We start from the raw sequence: 20,816 nt of genomic DNA, 5'->3' as shown, positions 1-20,816 counted from the left end.
TTGTCGACCGTCACCGGCTGGGGTCGAGTCTAGAGTGCCGCGCGGCCCGCGGGTGGGACCTGGACTGGTGAGTAACGTACGCCACGCCCGGATCGGCACCCGGGGTGACGACCAGGACACGGTGGGGCACTCCGGACCGAGCCGATCACGTGGGGCCGCCAACAGGCTAGGCAGGGCCGCCGAGCAGGTTGCGACCCGCCGCGCCGAGGTCCGGCGCGGGGTCACCGACCGCCGAGAGACGCCCGTTGGCCAGGCCGGCCTCTGCGCGGGAGCCCGGGGCGCCGGCCGAGCCGCCACGCGAGGAGGCGCCGGCGGCGCTCCCGCCCGCGTGCTCCCTCCCAAGCTGCTCACTGCCTTGCCGTTCCCTGCCCGAGTGCTCGCTCGCCGACTGCTCCCTGCCCCGGTCGTCGTCAGCAGCGTCGGCGCCGTCGTTCTGGTCGTGCCGGCGCTGGAACTGCTCGACCGCGAGGACGAGCGCCCCGAGGACCTCCGCCCGCTCCCCCGTCAGCGCCGCCACCACCGGGGTCGACGCCACCGTGACCACGGCATACCGGGGCATCGCTGACCGAAGCGGCTCCAGCAGCAGGTCGCCGGCGGCCGCCAGGTCACCGCCCACCACCACCCGCTCGGGGTTGACGACGTTGCACAGGTTGGCGGCCACGAACCCGATGTGCCGGCCCGCGTCGGCGACCACCCGCTGGCAGCCGCCGTCACCGGACAGCGCGCAGGTCACCAGCTGCTCCACCGTCCGCACGTCGGGGTGGCTGTACCGGATGAGTTCCAGGAGGTACGGCGCGCCCACCATCGTCTCCAGACAGCCGCGGTTGCCGCAGGAGCACACCGGCCCCATCTCGTCGATGGTGAGGTGACCGATCTCACCGGCGGAGCCGGCGAACCCGCGGTAGACGTTCCCGGCCACCACCAGCCCGGCACCCAGGCCGGTGGCCGCCTTGATGTAGGCGAGGTCGGACACGCCGCGCCCGGCACCGAAGTACAGCTCGCCGCGGGCGCCCAGGTTGGCGTCGTTGTCGGCGTACACCGGCGCGCCCAGCCGCTCGGCGAGGTGCCGGGCGGGGTCGATGGTCGACCAGCTCGGCAGGATCGGCCAGGCCGCCAGAGTGCCGCCGTCGGGACCCATCGGCGCCGGCAGGCCGAGCCCCACGGCCCGGATTCCGCACTTGGTGGTGCCGATCTCGTCCAGCAGCTCGCCGACGAGCTTCTCCGCGACCGCGAGCGCCGACAGTGCCGACGCTCCGACGTCGCACTCCACCCGGCGTTCGGCGCGTACGACGAACCGCAGGTCGGACACCGCCACCCGGATGTGCCGGTGGCCGAAGTCCAGCCCGACGACCAGGCCGCCGTCGGAACGGACGCGCACCTCCTGCGCACGCCGGCCACCACGGATCCCCGGGGACAGCTCAACGGCGTCCGCGTCGGCGAGCTGGTGCACGATGTTGGAGACCGAGGCCGGCGAGAGACCGGTGATCCGCGCGATCTCGGCCTGACTGAGTACGCCGTGTGCCCGGACCGCTGCCAGCACCCGACGTACGTTTGCCGCCCGAAGCGACGCCTGCGAACCAGGCCGGTGCGTCACGGGCCACAGACAACTATTCCGTCACATGATCGTCAAGGGTTTACCAGCCGGAGCACGTTGCCGTAATCGGCACGTCATGTCGCCGGTGGCGCGCGGCGGTTCTGCGGTCCGGAGGTGGACAGGCCGTAATCTGTCCACCATGCCTACCGCCGCGCCGGGTTCTTCCGGGCCCTCCGGGCACACCGACTCAGCCGGGCCGGCCGACCCAGCCGACTCAGCCGCCGGCAGCTGCGTGTTCTGCGGCGTCGTCGCCGACGGGTCGGCCGACCTGGTGCTGGACGAGCCGGACGTGGTGGCATTCCTCGACGTACGCCCGGTGTTCAAGGGCCACACGCTGGTGCTCCCCCGCGCTCACGTCGACACTCTGCTGGACCTGCCCGGTGAACTCCGCGACCCCTATCTCGCGGCGGTCCAGCGCGTGGCCCGGGCGATGGAGACCGGCCTCGGCGCGAAGGGCTCGTTCGTCGCGGTCAACAACCGGGTCAGTCAGAGCGTCCCGCACCTGCACACCCATGTGGTGCCGCGCACCAAGGGAGACGGTTTGCGGGGATTCTTCTGGCCGCGGCACAAGTACGCCGACGAGGACGAGGCCCGGGAGTACGCCGCGAAGGTACGCGCGGCCCTGTGACCAGGAAGACCTTCTATGCTGCCTGGCGTGCGTCCCGACCCGCTGCGTGTCCCGGCTGCCTGCGCGGGGCCGGTGAGGTAGCCGGATGGCTCCTCGCAAGGACGCCAGGGCAGCCGTCCTGGCGACCTGGATCGCGCGCTTCCTGATCGCGGTCGCGGTCTTCTGTGTGGTCACCGCGCTCTTCCCGGGGCTGCGGCGCGTGCTGGAACCCGTGCGCGACCTGATCGAGCTGACCACCATCGGCGCCCAGCCGAACCTCGCCTACGCGGCGTACCTCGGGATCCTCGCCGCCGCGGTCCGGCGGCGCAAGCGGATCGCCTGGTGGTTCCTCGTCCTGGCGCTGATCGTCCCGAACATGGCATACGACGTCGCCGAGGTCGTCGTCCTGCACCACGGCCTGCTCAGCCTGGCCGTCCTCACGGCGGTGCTGGTGATCCTGGTCCTGGCCCGGCCCGCGTTCGACGCCGAGGTCGCGCCGCGGGCCGGCTGGCGGGCACTGGCCACGGTGGCGGTCGCCATCGTCGCCGGGTTCGTGCTCGGGATGGCGGCGCTGGCCCTCTTCCCCGGGCAGATCGCATCCGTCGGTGACCGGGCGGAGACCGTGCTGGTGTTCCTGACCGGCGGGACCGACGCCACCACGAACCGGTTCGATCTCTTCCGCGAGCTGTCCACTCCCCCGCCTCCGCACCCGGTGTCGGTCTTCCTCGGCCTGCTCGGCGCGGCCGTCCAGCTGGCCGGCGCCTGGGTGCTGTTCCGCCCGCGCCGCAAGACGCTCTACCAGACTCCGGACGGCGACCGGCAGCTTCGCTCGCTGCTGACGACGTACGCCGAGGACTCCCTGGGCTACTTCGCCACCCGCCACGACAAGTCGGCGATGTTCGCCTCCTCCGGCGCGGCGGCGGTCACCTACCGCGTGGTGGCCGGGGTCAGCCTGGCCTCCGGCGACCCGGTGGGCGACCCGCGGCAGTGGCCGGCGGCGATCCGTGCCTGGCTCGCCGAGGCCCGCCGCTACGCCTGGGCACCGGCGGTGATGGGAACGACCGAGGCGGGTGCGCACGCCTACGCCGACGCCGGCCTGCACGTCCTCGAACTCGGCGACGAGGCGGTGCTCCGGGTGGCCGACTACGACCTGGCCGGGCGCCGGATGCGTGGCGTACGACAGGCGGTGCAGCGGCTGGAGCGGCTGGGCTACACCTGCCGGATCCGGCGGCACGCGGACATCCCCGCCGACGAGCTGGCCGAGATCGGTTCGGACGCCGACCGGTGGCGGGGTACGCAGGGTGAACGCGGCTTCTCGATGGCGCTCGGCCGGCTCGGCGACCCGCGCGACGGCCGGTGCGTCCTGGTCGAGTGCCTGGACCGGCACGGCTACCGGCGCGCCCTGTTGTCGTTCGCACCTTGGGGTCGGCGCGGCCTATCCCTGGACCTGATGCGCCGCGCGCCCGTGGCACCCAACGGTGTGGTCGAGCTGATGGTGTCCCGGCTGGTCGAGGCGGCGCGGGCGCTCGGCGTCGACCGGATCTCGCTCAACTTCGCGATCTTCCGTTCCGGGCTGGTGGAGGGGGCCGAGATCGGCGCCGGACCGGTCGCCCGGGTGTGGCGGCGGACGCTACTGCTCGCCTCGCGCTGGTGGCAGATCGAGGCGCTGTACCGCGCGAACGCGAAGTTCGAGCCTGAGTGGGTGACGCGCTTCCTGTGCTACCCGAGGTCGCCCGACCTGCCCAGGATCGCGGTGGCGTCCGGGATCGCGGAGGGCCTGGTCCCCGTACCAGTCTGGCCGGGCCGCCGGCTGCGCCGGGCCGGCGCACGCGGGCTGGCGCCGGAGGTGCCGACCCGGGCGGCTACCGCCGGTGGCGCCAGTGCCGGTGCTGCTGGTGCTGCCGGTGCCGCCGGGAGAGCCGGGGCCGCCGGCACGATCCAGCCACCGGTCATCGAGGGGCCCGACGCCGGCACCCTTCCCGGCGAGGACCCGGCCGCCGACCTCGACCGGCTGGAGGCCTGCCGCGAACGCGCCCTGCCCGAACAGGAACGCGTCCGCCGGGACAAGCTGCGCCGGCTGCGCGCGGAAGGCGTCGATCCCTATCCCGTCGGCTATCCCCGGACCGCCTGCGCCGCCGACGTGGTGGCGCAGTTCGCCGGCCTCGCGCCCGACACCTGGACGACCCGGCAGGTGGGCGTGACCGGCCGGGTGGTCGGCCTGCGTACGTTCGGCGGACTGGCGTTCGCCACCGTCCGTGACGGCACCGGCGACCTGCAGGTCATGCTCGACCGGCGGCACCTGACCGACCCGACGGCGCTCACCCGGTGGAAGCACCACGTCGACCTCGGCGACCACGTGGGCGTCACCGGCCACGTCGGTACGACCAGGTCCGGGGAGCTCACCGTCCGCGCGAGCGGCTGGGCGCTGACGGCGAAGTGCCTGCGTCCCCTGCCGGACAAGTGGCACGGCCGTACCGACGCGGAGGCGCGGGTTCGCGAGCGCGCCGTCGACCTGGCCACCCGGCCCGACAGCCGGGCCCTGTTCGCGCAACGCCGCGCCGTGGTGGCGGCGGTTCGCGACACCCTGCGGGCCGGGGGGTACGAGGAGGTGGAGACCCCCATGCTGCAGCCGGTGCACGGCGGCGCGAACGCCCGGCCGTTCACCACCCACATCAATGCCTACGACCTGCCGCTCTACCTGCGGATCGCCCCGGAGCTGTACCTGAAGCGGCTGCTCGTCGGCGGGCTGGAGCAGGTCTTCGAGCTGAACCGCAACTTCCGCAACGAGGGCGCCGACGCGACACACAACCCGGAGTTCACGATGCTGGAGGCCTACCAGGCGTACGGCGACTACCACTCCATGCGCCTGCTGGCCTGCGACCTCGTCCGCGCCGCCTGCCGGGCGGTGCACGGCGGCACGGTGCTCAGGCGAACCAAGCCCGCCGGAACCGCCGGAACCCCCGGAAGCAAGGGAACCGCCGGAGCAACCATCGAGGTCGACCTCGCCGCGGAGTGGCCGGTGGTGAGCGTGCACGCGGCGGTGAGCGCGGCACTCGGTGAGGAGGTGGGGCCCGGCACCGACGCCGAGACGGTGCGCCGGTACGCCGCCCGCGCGAACGTCCACGTCGACGCGTCGGCCGGCGCCGGTGCGGCGGTGCTCGCTGTGTACGACGCGCTGGTGGAGCCGAACACCCTCGGCCCGACGTTCTACACCGACTTCCCCACCGACGTCTCCCCGCTCACCCGGCCGCACCGCGACGACCCGCGCCTCGCCGAACGCTGGGACCTCGTGGTGTTCGGCGTCGAGCTCGGCACGGCGTACTCCGAGCTCGCCGACCCGGTGGAGCAACGCCGCCGGCTGACCGCGCAGTCGCTGCTGGCCGCCGGCGGCGACCCCGAGGCGATGCAGTTCGACGAGGACTTCCTGCGCACGCTGGAGTACGGCATGCCGCCGGCCGGCGGCCTCGGTCTGGGCATCGACCGGCTGGTGATGACGCTGACCGGCCGGTCGATCCGGGAGACGCTGCTGTTCCCGTTGGTGCGCCCGCGCGGGGATCAGCGGACCTGAGCCGCCCCGGTCCGGATCTTCCTTCCCCACCGGCGGGCCGGATTGGGGTAGGTTGCTCAGTCGAGAGTCGCGGGGGCAGCCACACGGGGATCGGCACGACGCTGGAGGTCCGGCCATGACAATCGTTCGTCCTCGGGCGGCGGTACTCGCCACCATCGGAGCCATCGCGATCGCGAGCGGCGCCTATTTCGACTGGCTGGGAAACCGCTCGCCACAACAGGTTCGCCTGCAGGAGCTCCTCACCCGGCCCGAGGTCAAGGACCTGACCGGCCAGACGCTGAACTACTGGACGTCGATGGCCGCTCCGCTCGCGGTCGCCGGCGCGATCGGCATCCTGGGCGCACTGCTCCTGGTGCGGGTGCTGCTGTGGTTGTCGTTCCTGCTCGGTGCGGCCACCGTCGGGCTGTGGGTGGTCCGGATCGCCTTCGCGAACGGCGCGGGGCAGTTCGGGGTCGCCGACCTCCAGCCTGGTGCGTGGATCGCCGCCGGCGGGTTGCTCCTGGTGCTGATCGGCGCCGCGGCCCTGCGCCGGCGCGCCGCCACCGACGAGGAGGCCGGCGAGTATCCCACCACCCAGGCCTACGAGGCCGCCTGAGCGCGCGAAGCATCGCCCGAACGCCGTACCACGACGTCGCCCCCGCCCCCACGTGCATCGTGGGGACGGGGGCGACGGTGACTTCTGCCCGGAGCTGAGGTCTACCCGGGGCTTGCGAACCTCAGCGGCTGAGCAGGGACCGCAGGACGTACTGCATGATCCCGCCGTGCCGGAAGTAGTCGGCCTCGCCCGGGGTGTCGATGCGGACGACCGCACGGAACTCCTTGCCGTCCGCACGCACCGTCAGCTCACGCGGGGTGTCCCCCTCGTTGAGCGCCTCGATCCCCACCACGTCGAAGGTCTCCTCGCCGGTGAGTCCGAGCGACTCGGCCGACTCGCCGTCGGCGTACTGCAGCGGCAGCACGCCCATGCCGATGAGGTTGGACCGGTGGATCCGCTCGTACGACTCCGCCAACACCGCCTTGACACCCAGCAGCGCGGTGCCCTTGGCCGCCCAGTCACGGGAGGAACCCGAGCCGTACTCCTTGCCGGCAAGGATGATCAGCGGCGTGCCGGCCTCCTGGTAGTGGGTGGAGGCGTCGTAGATCGTGGCGACCTCGCCGCCCGCGGTGAAGTCGCGGGTGAAGCCGCCCTCGGTGCCCGGCGCCAGCTGGTTGCGCAACCGGATGTTGGCGAAGGTGCCGCGGATCATCACCTCGTGGTTGCCGCGCCGTGACCCGTAGGAGTTGAAGTCGCGGAACTGCACGCCGTTCTCGAGGAGGTACGCACCGGCCGGGCTGTCCTTCTTGATCGAGCCGGCCGGGGAGATGTGGTCGGTGGTCACCGAGTCGCCCAGCTTGGCCAGCACCCGGGCACCGGTGATGTCGCTCACCGGCGTGGGCTCGGCGGCCATGCCCTCGAAGTACGGCGGCTTGCGCACGTAGGTGGACTGCCCGTCCCACGCGAACAGGTCGCCCTCGGGGGTGGGCAGGCCCTGCCACTGCTCGTCGCCGGCGAACACGTCGGCGTAGTCGCGGGTGAACATCTCGCTGGCGATGGCGCCGGCGACAACCTCCTCGACCTCGTGCTCCGAGGGCCAGATGTCGGCGAGGAACACGTCGTTGCCGTCCTTGTCCTGCCCGAGCGGCTCGGTGTTCAGGTCGGCGTCCATGCTGCCGGCGAGGGCGTACGCCACCACCAGCGGCGGGGACGCGAGGTAGTTCATCTTCACGTCGGGGTTGATCCTGCCCTCGAAGTTGCGGTTGCCGGACAGGACCGACACCGCGGCGAGGTCGGCGTCGTTGACCGCCTGGCTCACCTCGGGGATGAGCGGGCCGGAGTTGCCGATGCAGGTGGTGCAGCCGTAGCCGACCAGGTTGAAGCCGAGCTTCTCGAGGTACGGCGTGAGGCCGGCCCGCTCGTAGTAGTCCATGACGACCTTCGAACCCGGCGCCAGGGTGGTCTTCACCCAGGGCTTGCGGTTCAGGCCGCGTTCGACCGCCTTCTTGGCCAGCAGTGCCGCACCGACCATCACCGACGGGTTGGAGGTGTTGGTGCAGGAGGTGATCGCGGCGATCACCACGGCGCCGTGGTCGACCTCGCACTCGGTGCCGTCGGCGAGGGTGACCCGGGTCGGCGCGCTCGGCCGGCCGTCGGCACCGCGGGCAGCGGAGGCGTAGCCCGCCGGCTGCTCGGAGTGGTTGTCACCGCTGAAGGAGGGCGCGTCGCTGGCCGGGAAGGACTCCGCGGCCGCCTCGTCGTAGCCCTTCTCGTCGCCGTCCGTCTTCGGCTCGGCGGTCACGTAGTCGGTGAGCACGCCGCGGAAGACCTGCTTGGCGTCGGTGAGGCTCACCCGGTCCTGCGGCCGCTTCGGGCCGGCGATGGACGGGACGACCGTGGACAGGTCGAGTTCGAGGTACTCGGAGTAGGCGGCCTCGCGCTCGGGGTCGTGCCACAGGCCCTGCTCCTTGGCGTACGCCTCGACCAGCGCGACCTGCTCGTCCGGACGGCCTGTCAACCGCAGGTAGCGCACGGTCTCCTCGTCGACCGGGAACACCGCGATCGTGGAGCCGTACTCCGGGGACATGTTGCCGATGGTGGCGCGGTTGGCCAGTGGGACCGCTCCCACACCGGGGCCGTAGAACTCCACGAACTTGCCGACCACACCGTGCTTGCGCAGCATCTCGGTGATGGTGAGCACCAGGTCGGTGGCGGTGGCGCCCTCGGGCAGTTCACCGTTGAGCTTGAAGCCGACCACGCGCGGGATGAGCATGGACACCGGCTGCCCGAGCATCGCGGCCTCGGCCTCGATCCCGCCCACACCCCAGCCGACGACGCCGAGGCCGTTGACCATGGTGGTGTGGGAGTCGGTGCCCACACAGGTGTCGGGGTAGGCCTGGCGGGCGCCGTCGACCTCGCGGCCGAAGACCACCCGGGCGAGGTGCTCGATGTTGACCTGGTGCACGATGCCGGTGCCCGGCGGGACGACCCGGAAGTCGTCGAAGGCGCCCTGGCCCCAGCGCAGGAACTGGTAGCGCTCCTTGTTGCGCTCGTACTCGATCTCGACGTTACGGGCGAACGCGTCCGGCGTACCGAACACGTCGGCGATGACGGAGTGGTCAATGACGAGTTCGGCCGGCGACAGCGGGTTGATCCGCGCCGGGTCGCCGCCAAGGTCGCGTACCGCCTCACGCATCGTGGCCAGGTCGACCACGGCGGGCACGCCGGTGAAGTCCTGCATGATGACCCGGGCCGGGGTGAACTGGATCTCCTTGCTGGGTTCGCTGTTCGCGTCCCACTGCGCCAGCGCACGGATGTCGTCGGCGGTGATGTTGGCACCGTCCTCGGTGCGCAGGAGGTTCTCCAGCAGGATCTTCAGGCTGTACGGCAGCCGCTCGGCGCCGTCGAAGGCGGCGAGCCGGTAGATCTCGTACGACGCCTCACCGACCTCGAGCTGTCCCTTGGCTCCGAAGCTGTCGACGCTCGCCATGGCCCTCTCCCCTTGTCCTTTGGATCTGTCCGTCGGATCTGTCCGTCAGGGCCCGGTGGGTCCCGGTCGATCCTGCTTGTGGGCCCGCCGGCCATCCTGCCCACCGACGCACCGCGCGCACCGGCCGGGGTCCGGATGCGGCCCGGGCCCTCGCAATTATCTCGACGTCAAGATACACGGGTGAGGTGAGCCGGCGCCACCCGCCCGGGACGACTTGACTCCGACGACGGGACCGGGCGGGCGGACCGTCAGCGGCCGGACTCGTCCCGGGCGGCCAGCCGGGCCAGCATCGCGTTGTAGTCGGACAGCCGACTGTCGCCGGCGTCGGCGCGCCGGTCCGTCCGCTTCGCCTCGCGGGCGTCGGCGCGCACCCACTGCGCGAACACCACGCCGAGGACGATGATCACCGGAACCTCCGCGGCGGCCCAGGCGATCCCGCCGCCCACGTTCTGGTCGGCCAGCGGATCCAGCCAGGGCAGCCGCAGGCCGGCGAACCACTCCGCGCCGAGCACCGTCGTGGTGGTCATCACGATCACGCCGAAGAACGCGTGGAACGGCATGGACGCGAACAGCAACAGCATCCGGCCGACCGGCGGCAGGCGGCGCGGCATCGGGTCCAGCCCGATGATCGGCCAGAAGTACAGCGACCCTACCGCCAGGAAGTGGAACGTCATCAGCAGGTGGCCGGTATGGCTGCTCATCGCCGAGGCGAACAGCCCGGTGAAGTAGAAGGCGTACAGGCTCAGCACGTACAACGCCAGCGCCACCAGGGGATGGGTGACGACCCGCACCACCCGGCTGTGCAGCACGGTGAGGATCCACTCGCGCATGCCCCGCTCCCGGCCGCCGTCCTCGCCCCGGCGACCGGCCGGCAGCGCGCGCAGCGCCAGCGTCACCGGAGCGCCCATGGCCAACAGGATCGGCGACAGCATGGTGAGCGTCATGTGCTGGGCCATGTGCACGCTGAACATCGCCGGGGCGTACGACGCCACACCCGAGCACAGCACGAAGACGGTGACCGCCACGCCCGCCAACCAGCTGACCGTACGCCCGACCGGCCAGCGCAGGTCACGGGTGCGCAGCCGCCAGACCCCGCGCAGGTAGAGGACCACGCCGGTGGCCGCGGCCACCAGCACCAGCGCGTCCGGCCGCCACAGGGTGAGCACGTGCGACCAGGAGAACGGCGGGACCGCCCACCCGATCAGCGCCTGCGCGGTCGACTGGCGGTCCACCTCCTCCGGCACCGGGGTCGGCGTCCGCGACAGCGCGACGGCCAGCCCGATCGTGGCGGCCATCACCGCCGCCTCCGCCGCCGCGAACCGGCGGAAGCCACCGGGCGTCTTCCGGCCCAGGGCCGGCAGGGTCCGGCGGCGGTGCCACCAGCCGAACCAGCCGAGGACGGCCAGCGCGGCGATCTTGCCGAGGACCAGCCAGCCGTACGACGAGGTGACCAGCGGAGCGATCCCGCCCAGGCGTACCCACGCGTTGACCAGCCCGGAGAAGCCCGCGGCCGCGAAGCACCACAGGGCCAGTGAGCTGTACCGGGTGGCGGCGCTGCCCAGCGCGGGGGTGGTCGCCCGCCGGCCGTAGACCGCCAGGCCGACCAGGCCGCCGACCCACAGCGTCACCGCGACGATGTGCACCAGCAGGCTGGAGGTGGCGATGTCGTGGTCGGCGGCGCCGGCCGAGTGGCCGGTCAGCGCGGGTGGAAGCGTGGCGGTGACCGCCAGTACGAGCAGCAGGGCGACGCCGTTGAGCGTACGTACGCCGCGCGCGGTGGCCGCCAGGATGACCGCCAGCAGGAAGACGACCGCCAGTGACCGGCCCTGGGTCACCTCGGCGACGAAACCGGCCAGGTTGTCCCGGTAACCCAGCCGGGTGACCGGGATGCCGAGAAAGTCCGACAGGGTGAAGGCCAGGGTGAGCGCGGCGGCGACCGCCCACGCCCACGCGCAGGCCGCCGCGCCGCGTACCGCCCGGGTGGCGGCGGGCTCGAGCGCACCGGCCCGGGTGGGCGCGAGCACCCCGAACAGCAGCGACCCCACCGCGCCCACGGCCGCGAGGTCCATGGCCAGCTTGGCGATCGGCAGGCCCCAGCCGGTGAGCATCCCGGGATCGGGCAGACCCGGGGCGGCGGGCTTCGGCCGTCCCCCGCCCACCACCAGGGCGATCACGAGCACGCCCACCCCGGCCAGCAGCCATCCGGCCGCTACCCAGGGGAAGTGGCCGGCAGTGCCGGGGCGGGTGGCGTCCCGGTCCGGCCGGCTACCGGCGTCTCGAGGTTCGGTCACGCTCACAGGATCCCCACCTAGCCCTCGTCCGGTGACGGCGGGTCGCCGTGATCGCCGTCGCGCCGCCGGCGGCCGGCGATCACCGCACCGCCGCCGGCCACCACGAGCACCGCCACGCCGATCGGCCACCACGGCGTGCCGGAGGAGTCATCCCGGCCTGACGCGGACGGCGTGCCGGTCGCTCCGGGGGTGGCCGTGGAGCCGTCTCCCCTTGTGCCGGGCGTGCCGGGCGTGCCGGGCTTCCCGGGCTGCGTGGTGGCCGGCGTACCGTGCCCGCCCCCGGCGGTGCGGGTGGTGAACTTCAGCGTCCCGGACACGGGGTGCCCGTCGGCGGACACCACCCGCCAGGCGACCTGGTAGGTGCCGGCCGGCCCGGGGCGAGCGAGCCGCTGGGTCAGCTTGCTTCCCATCACTCGCGGGTGACCGGACTGGTAGGTGGCGCCGTCGGGCCCGCTGACGGCGACGAAGTCGAACTTGCCGGAGATCGGGTCGTCGAACTCCAGGGTGATGCGCCGCGGCGGCCGGTCGAGCACCGCGCCGTCCTTCGGGTCGCTGGAGACCAGCGCCGCGTGGGCGAACGCCGGAACCGACGACCAGGCCTGCAGGCCCAGGCACCCGGCGAGTACGAGCGCGACGGCGACCACCCGCGTCCTGGCACCTCGCCGTCTCCCGGGTGCTCGGGATGGCCTGGTTCCGCCGGGCGTCCCGGGCCTGCCGTGTCCGGCCTCGCCAGGGTTGACGGTCACGTGGGCGGAGGCGATCCCGGTGAAAGGCAGCAGCGCACCGGCGGCGGTGCCGGTGACCACCGCGGCCCGCCGTAGTGACGTACGGACCGATCGTGAGGCGGGGGCGAGATGAGGCGGACTGACGTGCATGAGAACCCTTCGGTGCGGACCCACGCGCGGATGGGGCCGGGGAGCCGCCAGTTGCGCGCGCTGGTGACAGGACGGCGGTTCGGTGGGCTACCGGCCGTCCGCACGCACGTCGTCCGCTCGCCCGGGCCGAGGAGTCGGAAGGGCGGGTGTTTGCGTCGGATCAGGCCGGAGCCGGCATCGCCGCCGGGGGTCCTCGCCGCCGGTGGGCTCGGCAGATCCGGAGTTCGCGCGCTCGGTGAAGCTCGTCGTGGTTTCGCGCCGGGGTGACGCCGACCCTGGTGGGTGACGGCAGGGTCAGGGCTGGCACGCGCACCAGCCCGAGCAGGTGGAACACCACCCAGACGAGCGTCTCACCGGCCGCGGCCAGGGCCGCGAGCACCACGGCGGCGCCGAGGTGGGCGAGCACCATCACCGGCCCGGGTGACACCTCCGCCACCGCGCCGGCGACGGGGCTGGGCGTGAGGGTGGTCCCGGTCGTGAGGTCGTACCCGTGCGCGCACGCGAGGGAGAACGCGGCGTGGAAGATCACCTGCGCCACCAGTGCGGCGGCCAGGATCTGGCCGAACGCCCGGCGCCGGTCCGCGAGCACCGCGAACGCCGCGCCGACGATGACAGTGCCGGCCACCAGCGCCGCCACCGGCGGTGGTTCGCCGCCGGCACCGACGTGGCCCAGGACGGCCAGCGCGGTGCAGCAGACCGCGAGCAGGGCACCGCGGATGATCCGCAGCGGCCCACTGCCGGGGTGGCTCACGACCGGTCCTGTTCGTTCGGAAAGTACGTCGGGGCCGAGTCTAGGCGGCACCTCGTGAGGCGGTCGTGCCCCGGTGACCCGCGCCGCCCTGGTCGTTCTCCCACGGCCCGGCATCACCCGCGACGCCACCGGCGAGCCCGCCCGCCACCAGGACGAGGAGGCCGCCGCAGACGCACCGCACGTACGTCACCGTGCCGGCGGAGGTGCCGTGCCGGGACAGCAGCTCGCCCGGTCCCCCGGGATCGGCGGGTCCTCCGGAATCGGCCGGGCTGGTCAGCTCGGCCATCGGCCAGCCGCAGGTGGGACAGGTGTCGCGATGGGCGGGGTCGTGGTCTGGCATGGGCCCAGCGTGCTGTCATGGTCTTGTGCACTTCAACCATTACGGCGGGTCGGCGGCGCGGCCGGCGACCGCGCTGGTCAACCAGTGCCGGGAGACCGCCGACCAGCCCGGCCCGCCGGACATCGGCGAACTGGCCCGGATCCTGGCCGCCCACCAGATCGACCCCGGGCGGCTGACCCGGCGCGACGCCGACGACCTGGCCGCCTGGGCCGCGCACCTGGACCGGGCCTACGGCGAGCCCGACCCGGACCGCCAGGTCGCCCTGGTCAACGAACTGCTGGATCTCGGCGCGAGCCGGCCGTTCGTCAGCCGGCACGGCGGCCGGCCACCGCACCTGCACTACTTCCCCGAGGACCCCGACGTGGTGACCCGCGTCCGGGCGCAGACCGCCGCCGGCCTCGCCCACGTGGTCTGCGACGCGGCCGGGCACCGGCTCGGGCGCTGTGACCGGGAGGGCTGCGGTGCGGTGTTCCTGGACACCTCCCGCAACGGCCGGCGGCGGTTCTGCTCGCTGCGGTGCGCCAACCGGGTGCGGGTCGCCGACCACCGCGCCCGGTCGGCGCGCTGAGCGGAAGCACCCGGCGCACCGAGCGGGCGCGCCGGGTCGCCGCGTCACGGCAGCTGCGGTGCGACCTGCTCGGCGATCAGCTCCACCTGGTCCAGATCGGTGAGTTCGAGCAGCTGGAGGTAGAACCTCGACACGCCGAGTTCGGCGTACGCACCGATCCGGTCGGCCACCTCGGCCGGCGTACCGGCCAGGCCGCGTTCGCGCAGGGCCGCCGGGTCCTGGCCGATGTTCGCCGCCCGCCGCGCCACCTCCGCGTCGTCGCGGCCGCAGCTCACGGTGAGGGCGGCCGACAGCCTGAGCGTGCCCGGGTCGCGGCCCTGGTCGGCGCAGGCCGCCCGGACCCGGTCGTAGGCCGGTGCCATCTCCTCCGGTGGGGCGAATCCGAGGTTGAACTCCGCGGCGTACTTCGCCGCCAGCGCGGGCGTACGCCGCGGCCCCGCGCCGCCCACGATGATCGGCGGATGCGGCGACTGGACCGGCTTCGGCAGCCCGGTCGCTTCGGTGAGCTGGTAGTGCTCGCCGTCGAAGCTGAACCGCTCGCCCACCGGCGTCGACCACAGCCCGGTGATGATCGCCAGCTGCTCGGTGAACAGACCGAACCGCCGGGAGGGGAACGGCAGCCCGAGCGCCCGGTGCTCCTGCTCGTACCACCCCGCGCCGAGACCGAGCTCGACCCGGCCACCGGACATCTGGTCCACCTGCGCCACCTGCAGGGCGAGCAGCCCGGGCGGCCGGAAGGTCACCGGGGAGACCAGGGTGCCCAGCCGGATCCGGCTGGTGTCGCGGGCCAGGCCCGCCAGCGTCGTCCACGCGTCGGTGGGGCCGGGCAGTCCGTCCGGTCCGGCCGGCATGCCGTCGATGGCGAGCAGGTGGTCGGAGCGGAAGAACGCGTCGTAGCCGCAGTCCTCCGCCGCACGGGCGACGCGGAGCTGGTCGTCGTACGTCGCGCCCTGCTGGGGTTCGGTGAAGATGCGCAGGTCCATGCCGGCATCCTTCCCGACGCGCGGCTCACCAGTCGGCGCGGTCAGCCCGGTCGGTGCAGTCGGCGCGGTCGGTGCAGTCGGCGCGGTCGGCACCCGGGCAGGCGCCGTCAACGGCGGGTGCCGGTCCGTTCGCGTGCCGAGCGCCCCGGACCACCCCGGCGAACCTGACCGGGTGCCCGCCACGGGCTGTCCTCGCGCCGGGCGGCGATCCGCGACGACCGCAGCTGGTACGGAACGCTGGTCACCAGCACGCCCGGGGTGAACAGCAGCCGGCCCTTCAGCCGCAGGGCGCTCTGGTTGTGCAGCAGCTGCTCCCACCAGCGGCCCACGACGTACTCCGGGATGTAGACCATCACGATGTCGCGCGGGCTGGCCCGGCGGATGCTGCGGGCGTACTCCACGATCGGCCGGGTGATCTCGCGGTACGGCGAGGCGAGCACCTTCAGCGGCACCGGGATCCCCCGCTGGTCCCACTCGTCCACCAGCCGGGCGGTCTCCTCCGGGTCGACGTCGACGGTCACCGCCTCCAGCACGTCCGGGCGCGACGCGCGGGCGAACGCGATCGCCCGCAGGCTGGGCCGGTGCAGCTTGGAGACCAGCACCACCGCGTGCACCTTCGACGGCAGCGTCATGTCCTCGTCGGTGTCGATCGCGATCTCGGTGGCCACCCGGTCGTAGTGCTTGCGGATGCCCTTCATCAGCATGAACAGCACGGCCATCGCCGCCAGCGCGATCCACGCGCCGTGGGTGAACTTCGTGATCAGCACGATGATCAGCACCAGGCCGGTGGTCACCAGGCCGACCGCGTTGACCAGCCGGCTGCGCTGCATCCGGGCGCGTTTGGCGGGGTCCTGCTCGGTGCGCAGCAGCCTGCCCCAATGCCGCAGCATGCCGGTCTGGCTGACGGTGAACGACACGAACACGCCGACGATGTAGAGCTGGATCAGCCGGGTCACGTCGGCACGGAACGCGACGATCAGCACGATCGCGAAGCCGGCCAGCAGGATGATGCCGTTGGAGTACGCCAGCCGGTCGCCGCGGGTGTGCAGCTGCCGGGGCAGGAAGCCGTCCCGGCCGAGGATCGAGCCGAGCACCGGGAAGCCGTTGAACGCGGTGTTGGCGGCCAGCACCAGGATCACGCCGGTGACCGCGGCGACCACGTAGAAGCCGATCGGAAAGTGGTCGAAGATTCCGGCGGCGAGCTGGCTGATCACCGGCGGCTGGTGGTAGTTCGGCCCCACCGGAGTGCCGTCGGCGTGCAGCAACTGGGTGGCCGGCCGCTCGGCCATCCGCACGTGCATCAGGTTGGCCAGCACGATCACACTGATCGCCATGCTGACCGCGACCACCGCGAGCATCAGCAGGGTGGTCGCGGCGTTGCGGCCCTTCGGCTTGCGGAACGCCGGCACACCGTTGCTGATCGCCTCCACGCCGGTGAGCGCCGCGCTGCCGGAAGCGAACGCCCGCATGATCAAGAAGACGCCGGCCAGGCCCATCAGCCCGTGGGTGTAGGCGGGCTCCGGCGCCACGTGCAGTTCGGCGGTCGCCGCCTGCGGCAGGTCTCCGAACAACAGCCGGACGAACCCCCACGCCGCCATGCCGAGGATGGAGAACATGAAGAGGTACGTCGGGATGGCGAAGGCCGTGCCGGACTCGCGGATGCCGCGCAGGTTCATCGTCATCAGGAACACCGTCGCGATCACCGCCACGAGAGCCTGGTGTCCCTGCAGCGACTCGATCGCGGTCGCGGCGTACTGCGCGGCGGAGGAGATCGACACCGCCACCGTCAGCACGTAGTCGACCAGCAGCGCGCTGGCCACGGTGAGCCCGGCCGACTGGCCGAGGTTGACGCTCGCCACCTCGTAGTCGCCGCCGCCGGACTGGTACGCCTGCACGGTCTGGCGGTAGGAGGCCACCACGACCAGCATCACCAGGGCGACCGCGATCCCGATCTTCCAGGAGAACGCGTACGCGGCCAGCCCCGCCGCGGAGAGGGTGATGAAGATCTCGTCCGGGGCGTAGCCCACCGAGGAGAGCGCGTCGCTGGCGAAAACCGGAAGGGCCACCCGCTTGGGCAGCAGCGTCTCTCCCAGCTGCGTGCTGCGGAGCTTACGGCCGACCAGCAGGCGTTTACCCAGATCACCTAATCCCACGGGAGGGATGCTAGAGGTACCGGCTGATCGGGGTCGCGTGCGCCTGGATCACCCGCCGGGCGGGCGGACACGCTCGCCCCGGTGTAGCGTTCGGGATTGCCCTGACGAGAGATCGTGCGAAGAAGGACACTGTGCACATCGTGATCATGGGCTGCGGCCGGGTCGGCTCCACACTCGCGCACAGCCTGGAGGACCGCGGCCACAGCGTCGCCATCGTGGACCGGGCGGCCGAGGCCTTCCGCCGGCTGGGCCCGCACTTCGCCGGACGGACGGTCACCGGCATCGGCTTCGACCGGGATGTCCTGATCGAGGCCGGGATCGAGGAGGCCGGTGCGTTCGCGGCGGTTTCCAGCGGTGACAACTCCAACGTCCTCGCCGCGCGGATCGCCCGGGAGATCTTCCGGGTCGACAACGTGGTGGCCCGCATCTACGACCCCGGCCGGGCCGAGGTCTACCAGCGGCTCGGCATCCCCACCGTGGCCACGATCCCCTGGACGACGCACCAGATCATCCGCCGGCTGCTGCCGGAGGGGGCCGAGCCGGAGTGGCGCGACCCGACCGGCACGGTCCGGCTGGCGGAGGTGCACATCGCGCCCGCGTGGGTGGGCCACCGGGTGAGCGACCTGGAGCAGACGTCCGGCGCCCGGGTTGCGTTCCTCACCCGGCTCGGTGAGGGGATCCTTCCCCACCGGGACACGGTCATCCAGGACGGTGACCTGGTGCACGTCATCATGCGGGAGGACGGCATCGAGAAGGTCGAGGCCGCGTTCGCCACCGGACCGGAGGACGTCTGATGCGTGTCGTGATCGCCGGGGCCGGCAACGTCGGCCGGTCCATCGCCGCCGAACTCCTCGAGAACAACCACGAGGTCCTGCTGATCGACCGGGACCCGCGGGCCACCAAGGCCGAGGCGGTGCCCAACGCGGAGTGGCTGCTGGCCGACGCCTGCGAGCTGTCCACCCTCGACGAGGCCGCGCTGCACCGCTGCCAGGTGGCCATCGCCGCGACCGGCGACGACAAGGCCAACCTCGTGGTGTCGCTGCTGGCCAAGACCGAGTTCGGCGTGCCGCGGGTGGTCGCCCGGGTCAACCACCCCAAGAACGAGTGGATGTTCAACGAGTCCTGGGGTGTCGACGTCGCGGTCTCCACACCCCGGATCATGGCCGCGCTGGTCGAGGAGGCGGTCTCGGTCGGTGACCTGGTGCGGTTGTTCACCTTCCGCCAGGGCGAGGCCAACCTGGTCGAGCTCACGCTCCCGTCCGACTCCACCTGCATCGGAAACCGCGTGCAGGACGTCTCCTGGCCACCCGACACCGTGCTGGTGACCATCGTGCGGGAGGGCCGGGTCCTGGTCCCCACCGGCGACACGCCGCTGGAGGCGCACGACGAGCTGCTGTTCGTCGCCGTCACCGAGCGGGAGAAGGAGCTCCAGGAGCTGCTGTGCCCGCACCAGGCGAAGAAGGCGCGCCAGGGCTAGGAATCACCTGTCGGGGTGCTGCCGGGCGGCGATCCGCTCGGCGGCCTGCTTGACCGCGCGGAAGTGTGCCTGCGGCACCGAGCCCTTCACCACGACGTACGTCAGCCAGAGCAGGACCAGCCACAGCGGCCAGCCCATCACCACCCGGGCCACGCCGAGCGCGACCACCTGGTCGGCGAGGTACAACGGCAGCTGGACGGCCAGCTTGAGCAGGAAGAACCCCGCCCACAGCCAGCCCGCCCGGGTGAACGCCCGCAGCAGTACGGGGTCGTCCCGCCAGGCCGTACCCCAACCGGCGGCCAGCCCGACCACGACCCCGATCAGCGGCCACCGCACGAGGTTGGCGACCAGGTACCCGACCGCGTAGGCGGCATTGATGAACAGGCCGGGCAGGTAGAAGTCGGCGGCCTTGCCGGTGGCATTGGCGATCAGGGCCGCGATCGCGACCCCGAAAAATCCGCCGACGACGTTCTGCAGCGGGTCGCGGCGTACCAGCCGGACGACGGCGAACACCACGCCCAGCGCGATCGCCACCATGAGCGCCGGCCGCAACTGCTGACCGGACACCGTGAAAGCGACGACGAATGCCAGACCGGGAAGTCCCGCGTCCAGCAGGCCGCTCCACCCGCCGAAGACCCGCAGCAGCGAGAAGGCGTCCTCGTCCTCCTCGGCCGGCTCCTCCGCGCGCTCCGGCGCCTCGGCGTGCTCGGGAACCCCGGTGCGCTCGGGAGCCTGGGTGTGCTCGGCGGGCCGGCCCGGCAGGCGGCCGGGAGAGTCGTCGTCTGGGCGGGGCGACGGTCCGTCGGTCACGGTCACTCTCCCAGGGGCCTGAGCTCGTAGCGAGGGTTGTACATGATCCTGCGGTCGTCGTGCACAGCGATCCGGCCGCGGACGATGACGTTGCGGCCGGGTTCGATGCCGGCGATCCGGCGCCGGCCGAGCCACACCAGGGCCACCTTGCCGGACCCGTCGTACAGCTCGGCCTCCAGTGCGGGCGTACCCGCTCGGGGGCGCAACGTCACCGTCTTGATGGTGCCGCGCAACTGGACCTGCTCACGGTCGGCGCAGCCGTGGATCGGGTCGTAACCCGCCTCCAGTACGTCGTCCTGCAGCTCGGCCGCCTCGAGGTCGTCCTGGCTGCTGGTCAGTCTGGAAAGGGCACGACGCCACATACCGGTGCGTGTCGACCTGGTCGTGTCGCCGCTCATGCGACGCAGCGTACTCGGAGGCTCCGGAACCGACGAGACCGCACGCACGCCGGGGCCCCGACTCATCTCGGCGCACCTCACGCATCGGGGAGGCCGCCGGGATCCGCGAGACCGGTCAGCCGAGCTCGTCCGGGTCCTCGACGTCCTCCGGACCGATCTGCTGGGCCTCCTCGGGCAGCCGCAGCGGGATCATGTCGCGCGGCGCCATGGGTCCCTTGCCCCGGACCACGACCACCTGCGCCATCGCCGCGAGCAGGGGTTCGGCGGCGTCGGGGTCGACTGCCGCGCGGCCGATCAGCGTGCCGCGCAGGAACCACCGGGGCCCGTCCACGCCGATGATGCGGGAGGCCTGCGTGGCCTGCTGGCCGTCGGGCATCGTGGCCGGGACGACGACCTTCACCTCGGGCCCGAACGGTCCGGTCCCCTCGGTCACCACGCCTCCGCGCCGGGTGGTCTCGGCCGCGATCTCGCGGCGGATCTCGGCCCACAGGCCTTCGGTGCGCGGTGCCGCGAACGGCCGCAGCTCCAGTGCGGAGTCCTCCTGGACGAGCAGCGCGGCCACCACCGACTGGGACTCCTCGTCGACCTGCAGCCGAAGCTCCATCCCCTCGACCGGGTGCACCTGCAGACCGCCGAGGTCGATCCGGCCCACCTTCAGCGGCTCGTCGAGGGAGTCCACGTCGGCGGCGTCATAGGGCCCCTTCGTCCGCGGCGCGGGGTCGTCCACGGCCCGGCCGGCCGTCCCGCCCTCGCCGGCGTCGGGCTGTTCGTCGACGGCGTACGTGGGCACGTCGTCGTCGGCCGGGCGCCGTCCGCGGCGGCGACGGTCGCGCGCGTCGAGGTCGGCGGGTGAGGAGTTGGCCCTTCGGAAAATCAC

The 20,816-nt window shown here is 72.6% G+C and carries 17 protein-coding genes; 6 read left to right on the top strand and 11 right to left on the bottom strand.

Annotation, left to right across the window (positions count from 1 at the left end; translation table 11 throughout):
- Positions 1-166 precede the first annotated feature (166 nt).
- Entirely contained in the window at positions 167-1,540 is a 1,374-nt protein-coding gene (locus tag ABZV93_RS27050; RefSeq protein WP_354941432.1) for an ROK family transcriptional regulator, read from the bottom strand.
- A gap of 193 nt (positions 1,541-1,733) precedes the next feature.
- Here ABZV93_RS27050 and ABZV93_RS27045 point away from each other — a divergent pair, with 193 nt between their 5' ends.
- The 3 genes from ABZV93_RS27045 to ABZV93_RS27035 all read left to right on the top strand — a co-directional run bounded on the left by ABZV93_RS27045 (position 1,734) and on the right by ABZV93_RS27035 (position 6,364).
- The gene (locus tag ABZV93_RS27045; protein ID WP_354941430.1) at positions 1,734-2,222 is read left to right on the top strand and encodes an HIT family protein; all 489 of its coding nucleotides are present in this window, start codon (positions 1,734-1,736) and stop codon (positions 2,220-2,222) included.
- Between the two features lie 85 nt (positions 2,223-2,307).
- A complete protein-coding gene (lysX, locus tag ABZV93_RS27040) occupies positions 2,308-5,769 on the top strand; it encodes a bifunctional lysylphosphatidylglycerol synthetase/lysine--tRNA ligase LysX (RefSeq protein WP_354941428.1) in 3,462 nt (1,153 codons plus the stop codon).
- A 115-nt stretch (positions 5,770-5,884) separates the two neighbouring features.
- Positions 5,885-6,364 carry a hypothetical protein gene (locus tag ABZV93_RS27035; protein ID WP_354941426.1) on the top strand — a complete coding sequence of 160 codons (480 nt, stop codon included), beginning with the start codon at positions 5,885-5,887 and terminating at the stop codon, positions 6,362-6,364.
- Positions 6,365-6,485: 121 nt separating this feature from the next.
- Here ABZV93_RS27035 and ABZV93_RS27030 read toward each other — a convergent pair whose 3' ends face one another.
- The 5 genes from ABZV93_RS27030 to ABZV93_RS27010 all read right to left on the bottom strand — a co-directional run bounded on the left by ABZV93_RS27030 (position 6,486) and on the right by ABZV93_RS27010 (position 13,550).
- Positions 6,486-9,293: an aconitate hydratase gene (locus tag ABZV93_RS27030; RefSeq protein ID WP_354941424.1), complete on the bottom strand. Its 2,808-nt coding sequence runs from the start codon at positions 9,291-9,293 to the stop codon at positions 6,486-6,488.
- 248 nt (positions 9,294-9,541) lie between these two features.
- Positions 9,542-11,584, bottom strand: a complete 2,043-nt coding sequence (locus tag ABZV93_RS27025) for a cytochrome c oxidase assembly protein (RefSeq protein ID WP_354941423.1) — start codon at positions 11,582-11,584, stop codon at positions 9,542-9,544.
- Positions 11,585-11,601: 17 nt separating this feature from the next.
- Complete coding sequence (locus ABZV93_RS27020; protein WP_354941421.1) at positions 11,602-12,228, bottom strand: copper resistance CopC family protein; 627 nt, start codon at positions 12,226-12,228, stop codon at positions 11,602-11,604.
- Positions 12,229-12,619: 391 nt separating this feature from the next.
- The gene (locus ABZV93_RS27015) at positions 12,620-13,210 is read right to left on the bottom strand and encodes a hypothetical protein (protein ID WP_354941419.1); all 591 of its coding nucleotides are present in this window, start codon (positions 13,208-13,210) and stop codon (positions 12,620-12,622) included.
- 40 nt (positions 13,211-13,250) lie between these two features.
- Positions 13,251-13,550 carry a hypothetical protein gene (locus ABZV93_RS27010; protein WP_354941417.1) on the bottom strand — a complete coding sequence of 100 codons (300 nt, stop codon included), beginning with the start codon at positions 13,548-13,550 and terminating at the stop codon, positions 13,251-13,253.
- Positions 13,551-13,575: 25 nt separating this feature from the next.
- On the opposite strand from ABZV93_RS27010, the gene ABZV93_RS27005 reads away from it, so the two are divergent.
- Positions 13,576-14,118 carry a CGNR zinc finger domain-containing protein gene (locus ABZV93_RS27005; protein WP_354941415.1) on the top strand — a complete coding sequence of 181 codons (543 nt, stop codon included), beginning with the start codon at positions 13,576-13,578 and terminating at the stop codon, positions 14,116-14,118.
- A gap of 44 nt (positions 14,119-14,162) precedes the next feature.
- Here the strand turns inward: ABZV93_RS27005 and ABZV93_RS27000 are convergent, their stop codons facing one another.
- On the bottom strand, positions 14,163-15,101 hold the full coding sequence (locus ABZV93_RS27000) for an LLM class F420-dependent oxidoreductase (protein ID WP_354941413.1): 939 nt from the start codon (positions 15,099-15,101) through the stop codon (positions 14,163-14,165).
- Between the two features lie 107 nt (positions 15,102-15,208).
- Positions 15,209-17,254: an APC family permease gene (locus ABZV93_RS26995; RefSeq protein ID WP_354941411.1), complete on the bottom strand. Its 2,046-nt coding sequence runs from the start codon at positions 17,252-17,254 to the stop codon at positions 15,209-15,211.
- A 131-nt stretch (positions 17,255-17,385) separates the two neighbouring features.
- Between ABZV93_RS26995 and ABZV93_RS26990 the strand changes: the two genes are divergently transcribed.
- Together ABZV93_RS26990 and ABZV93_RS26985 are read left to right on the top strand one after the other, a co-directional pair.
- Positions 17,386-18,048 carry a TrkA family potassium uptake protein gene (locus tag ABZV93_RS26990; RefSeq protein WP_354941409.1) on the top strand — a complete coding sequence of 221 codons (663 nt, stop codon included), beginning with the start codon at positions 17,386-17,388 and terminating at the stop codon, positions 18,046-18,048.
- Positions 18,048-18,731 carry a TrkA family potassium uptake protein gene (locus ABZV93_RS26985; protein WP_354941407.1) on the top strand — a complete coding sequence of 228 codons (684 nt, stop codon included), beginning with the start codon at positions 18,048-18,050 and terminating at the stop codon, positions 18,729-18,731. Before ABZV93_RS26990 ends, ABZV93_RS26985 begins: the two co-directional genes overlap by 1 nt.
- A 3-nt stretch (positions 18,732-18,734) precedes the next feature.
- Here ABZV93_RS26985 and ABZV93_RS26980 read toward each other — a convergent pair whose 3' ends face one another.
- The 3 genes from ABZV93_RS26980 to ABZV93_RS26970 form a co-directional block, all read right to left on the bottom strand.
- Positions 18,735-19,541: a DUF3159 domain-containing protein gene (locus ABZV93_RS26980; RefSeq protein WP_354941405.1), complete on the bottom strand. Its 807-nt coding sequence runs from the start codon at positions 19,539-19,541 to the stop codon at positions 18,735-18,737.
- Between the two features lie 2 nt (positions 19,542-19,543).
- A complete protein-coding gene (locus tag ABZV93_RS26975) occupies positions 19,544-19,939 on the bottom strand; it encodes an OB-fold nucleic acid binding domain-containing protein (protein ID WP_354941403.1) in 396 nt (131 codons plus the stop codon).
- A 115-nt stretch (positions 19,940-20,054) separates the two neighbouring features.
- A complete protein-coding gene (locus ABZV93_RS26970; RefSeq protein WP_354941401.1) occupies positions 20,055-20,816 on the bottom strand; it encodes a DUF3710 domain-containing protein in 762 nt (253 codons plus the stop codon).

It is taken from the genome of Actinopolymorpha sp. NPDC004070 (assembly GCF_040610475.1).
Classification (GTDB): Bacteria; Actinomycetota; Actinomycetes; order Propionibacteriales; family Actinopolymorphaceae; genus Actinopolymorpha.
This window is presented reverse-complemented; position numbering and strand designations above follow the sequence as displayed.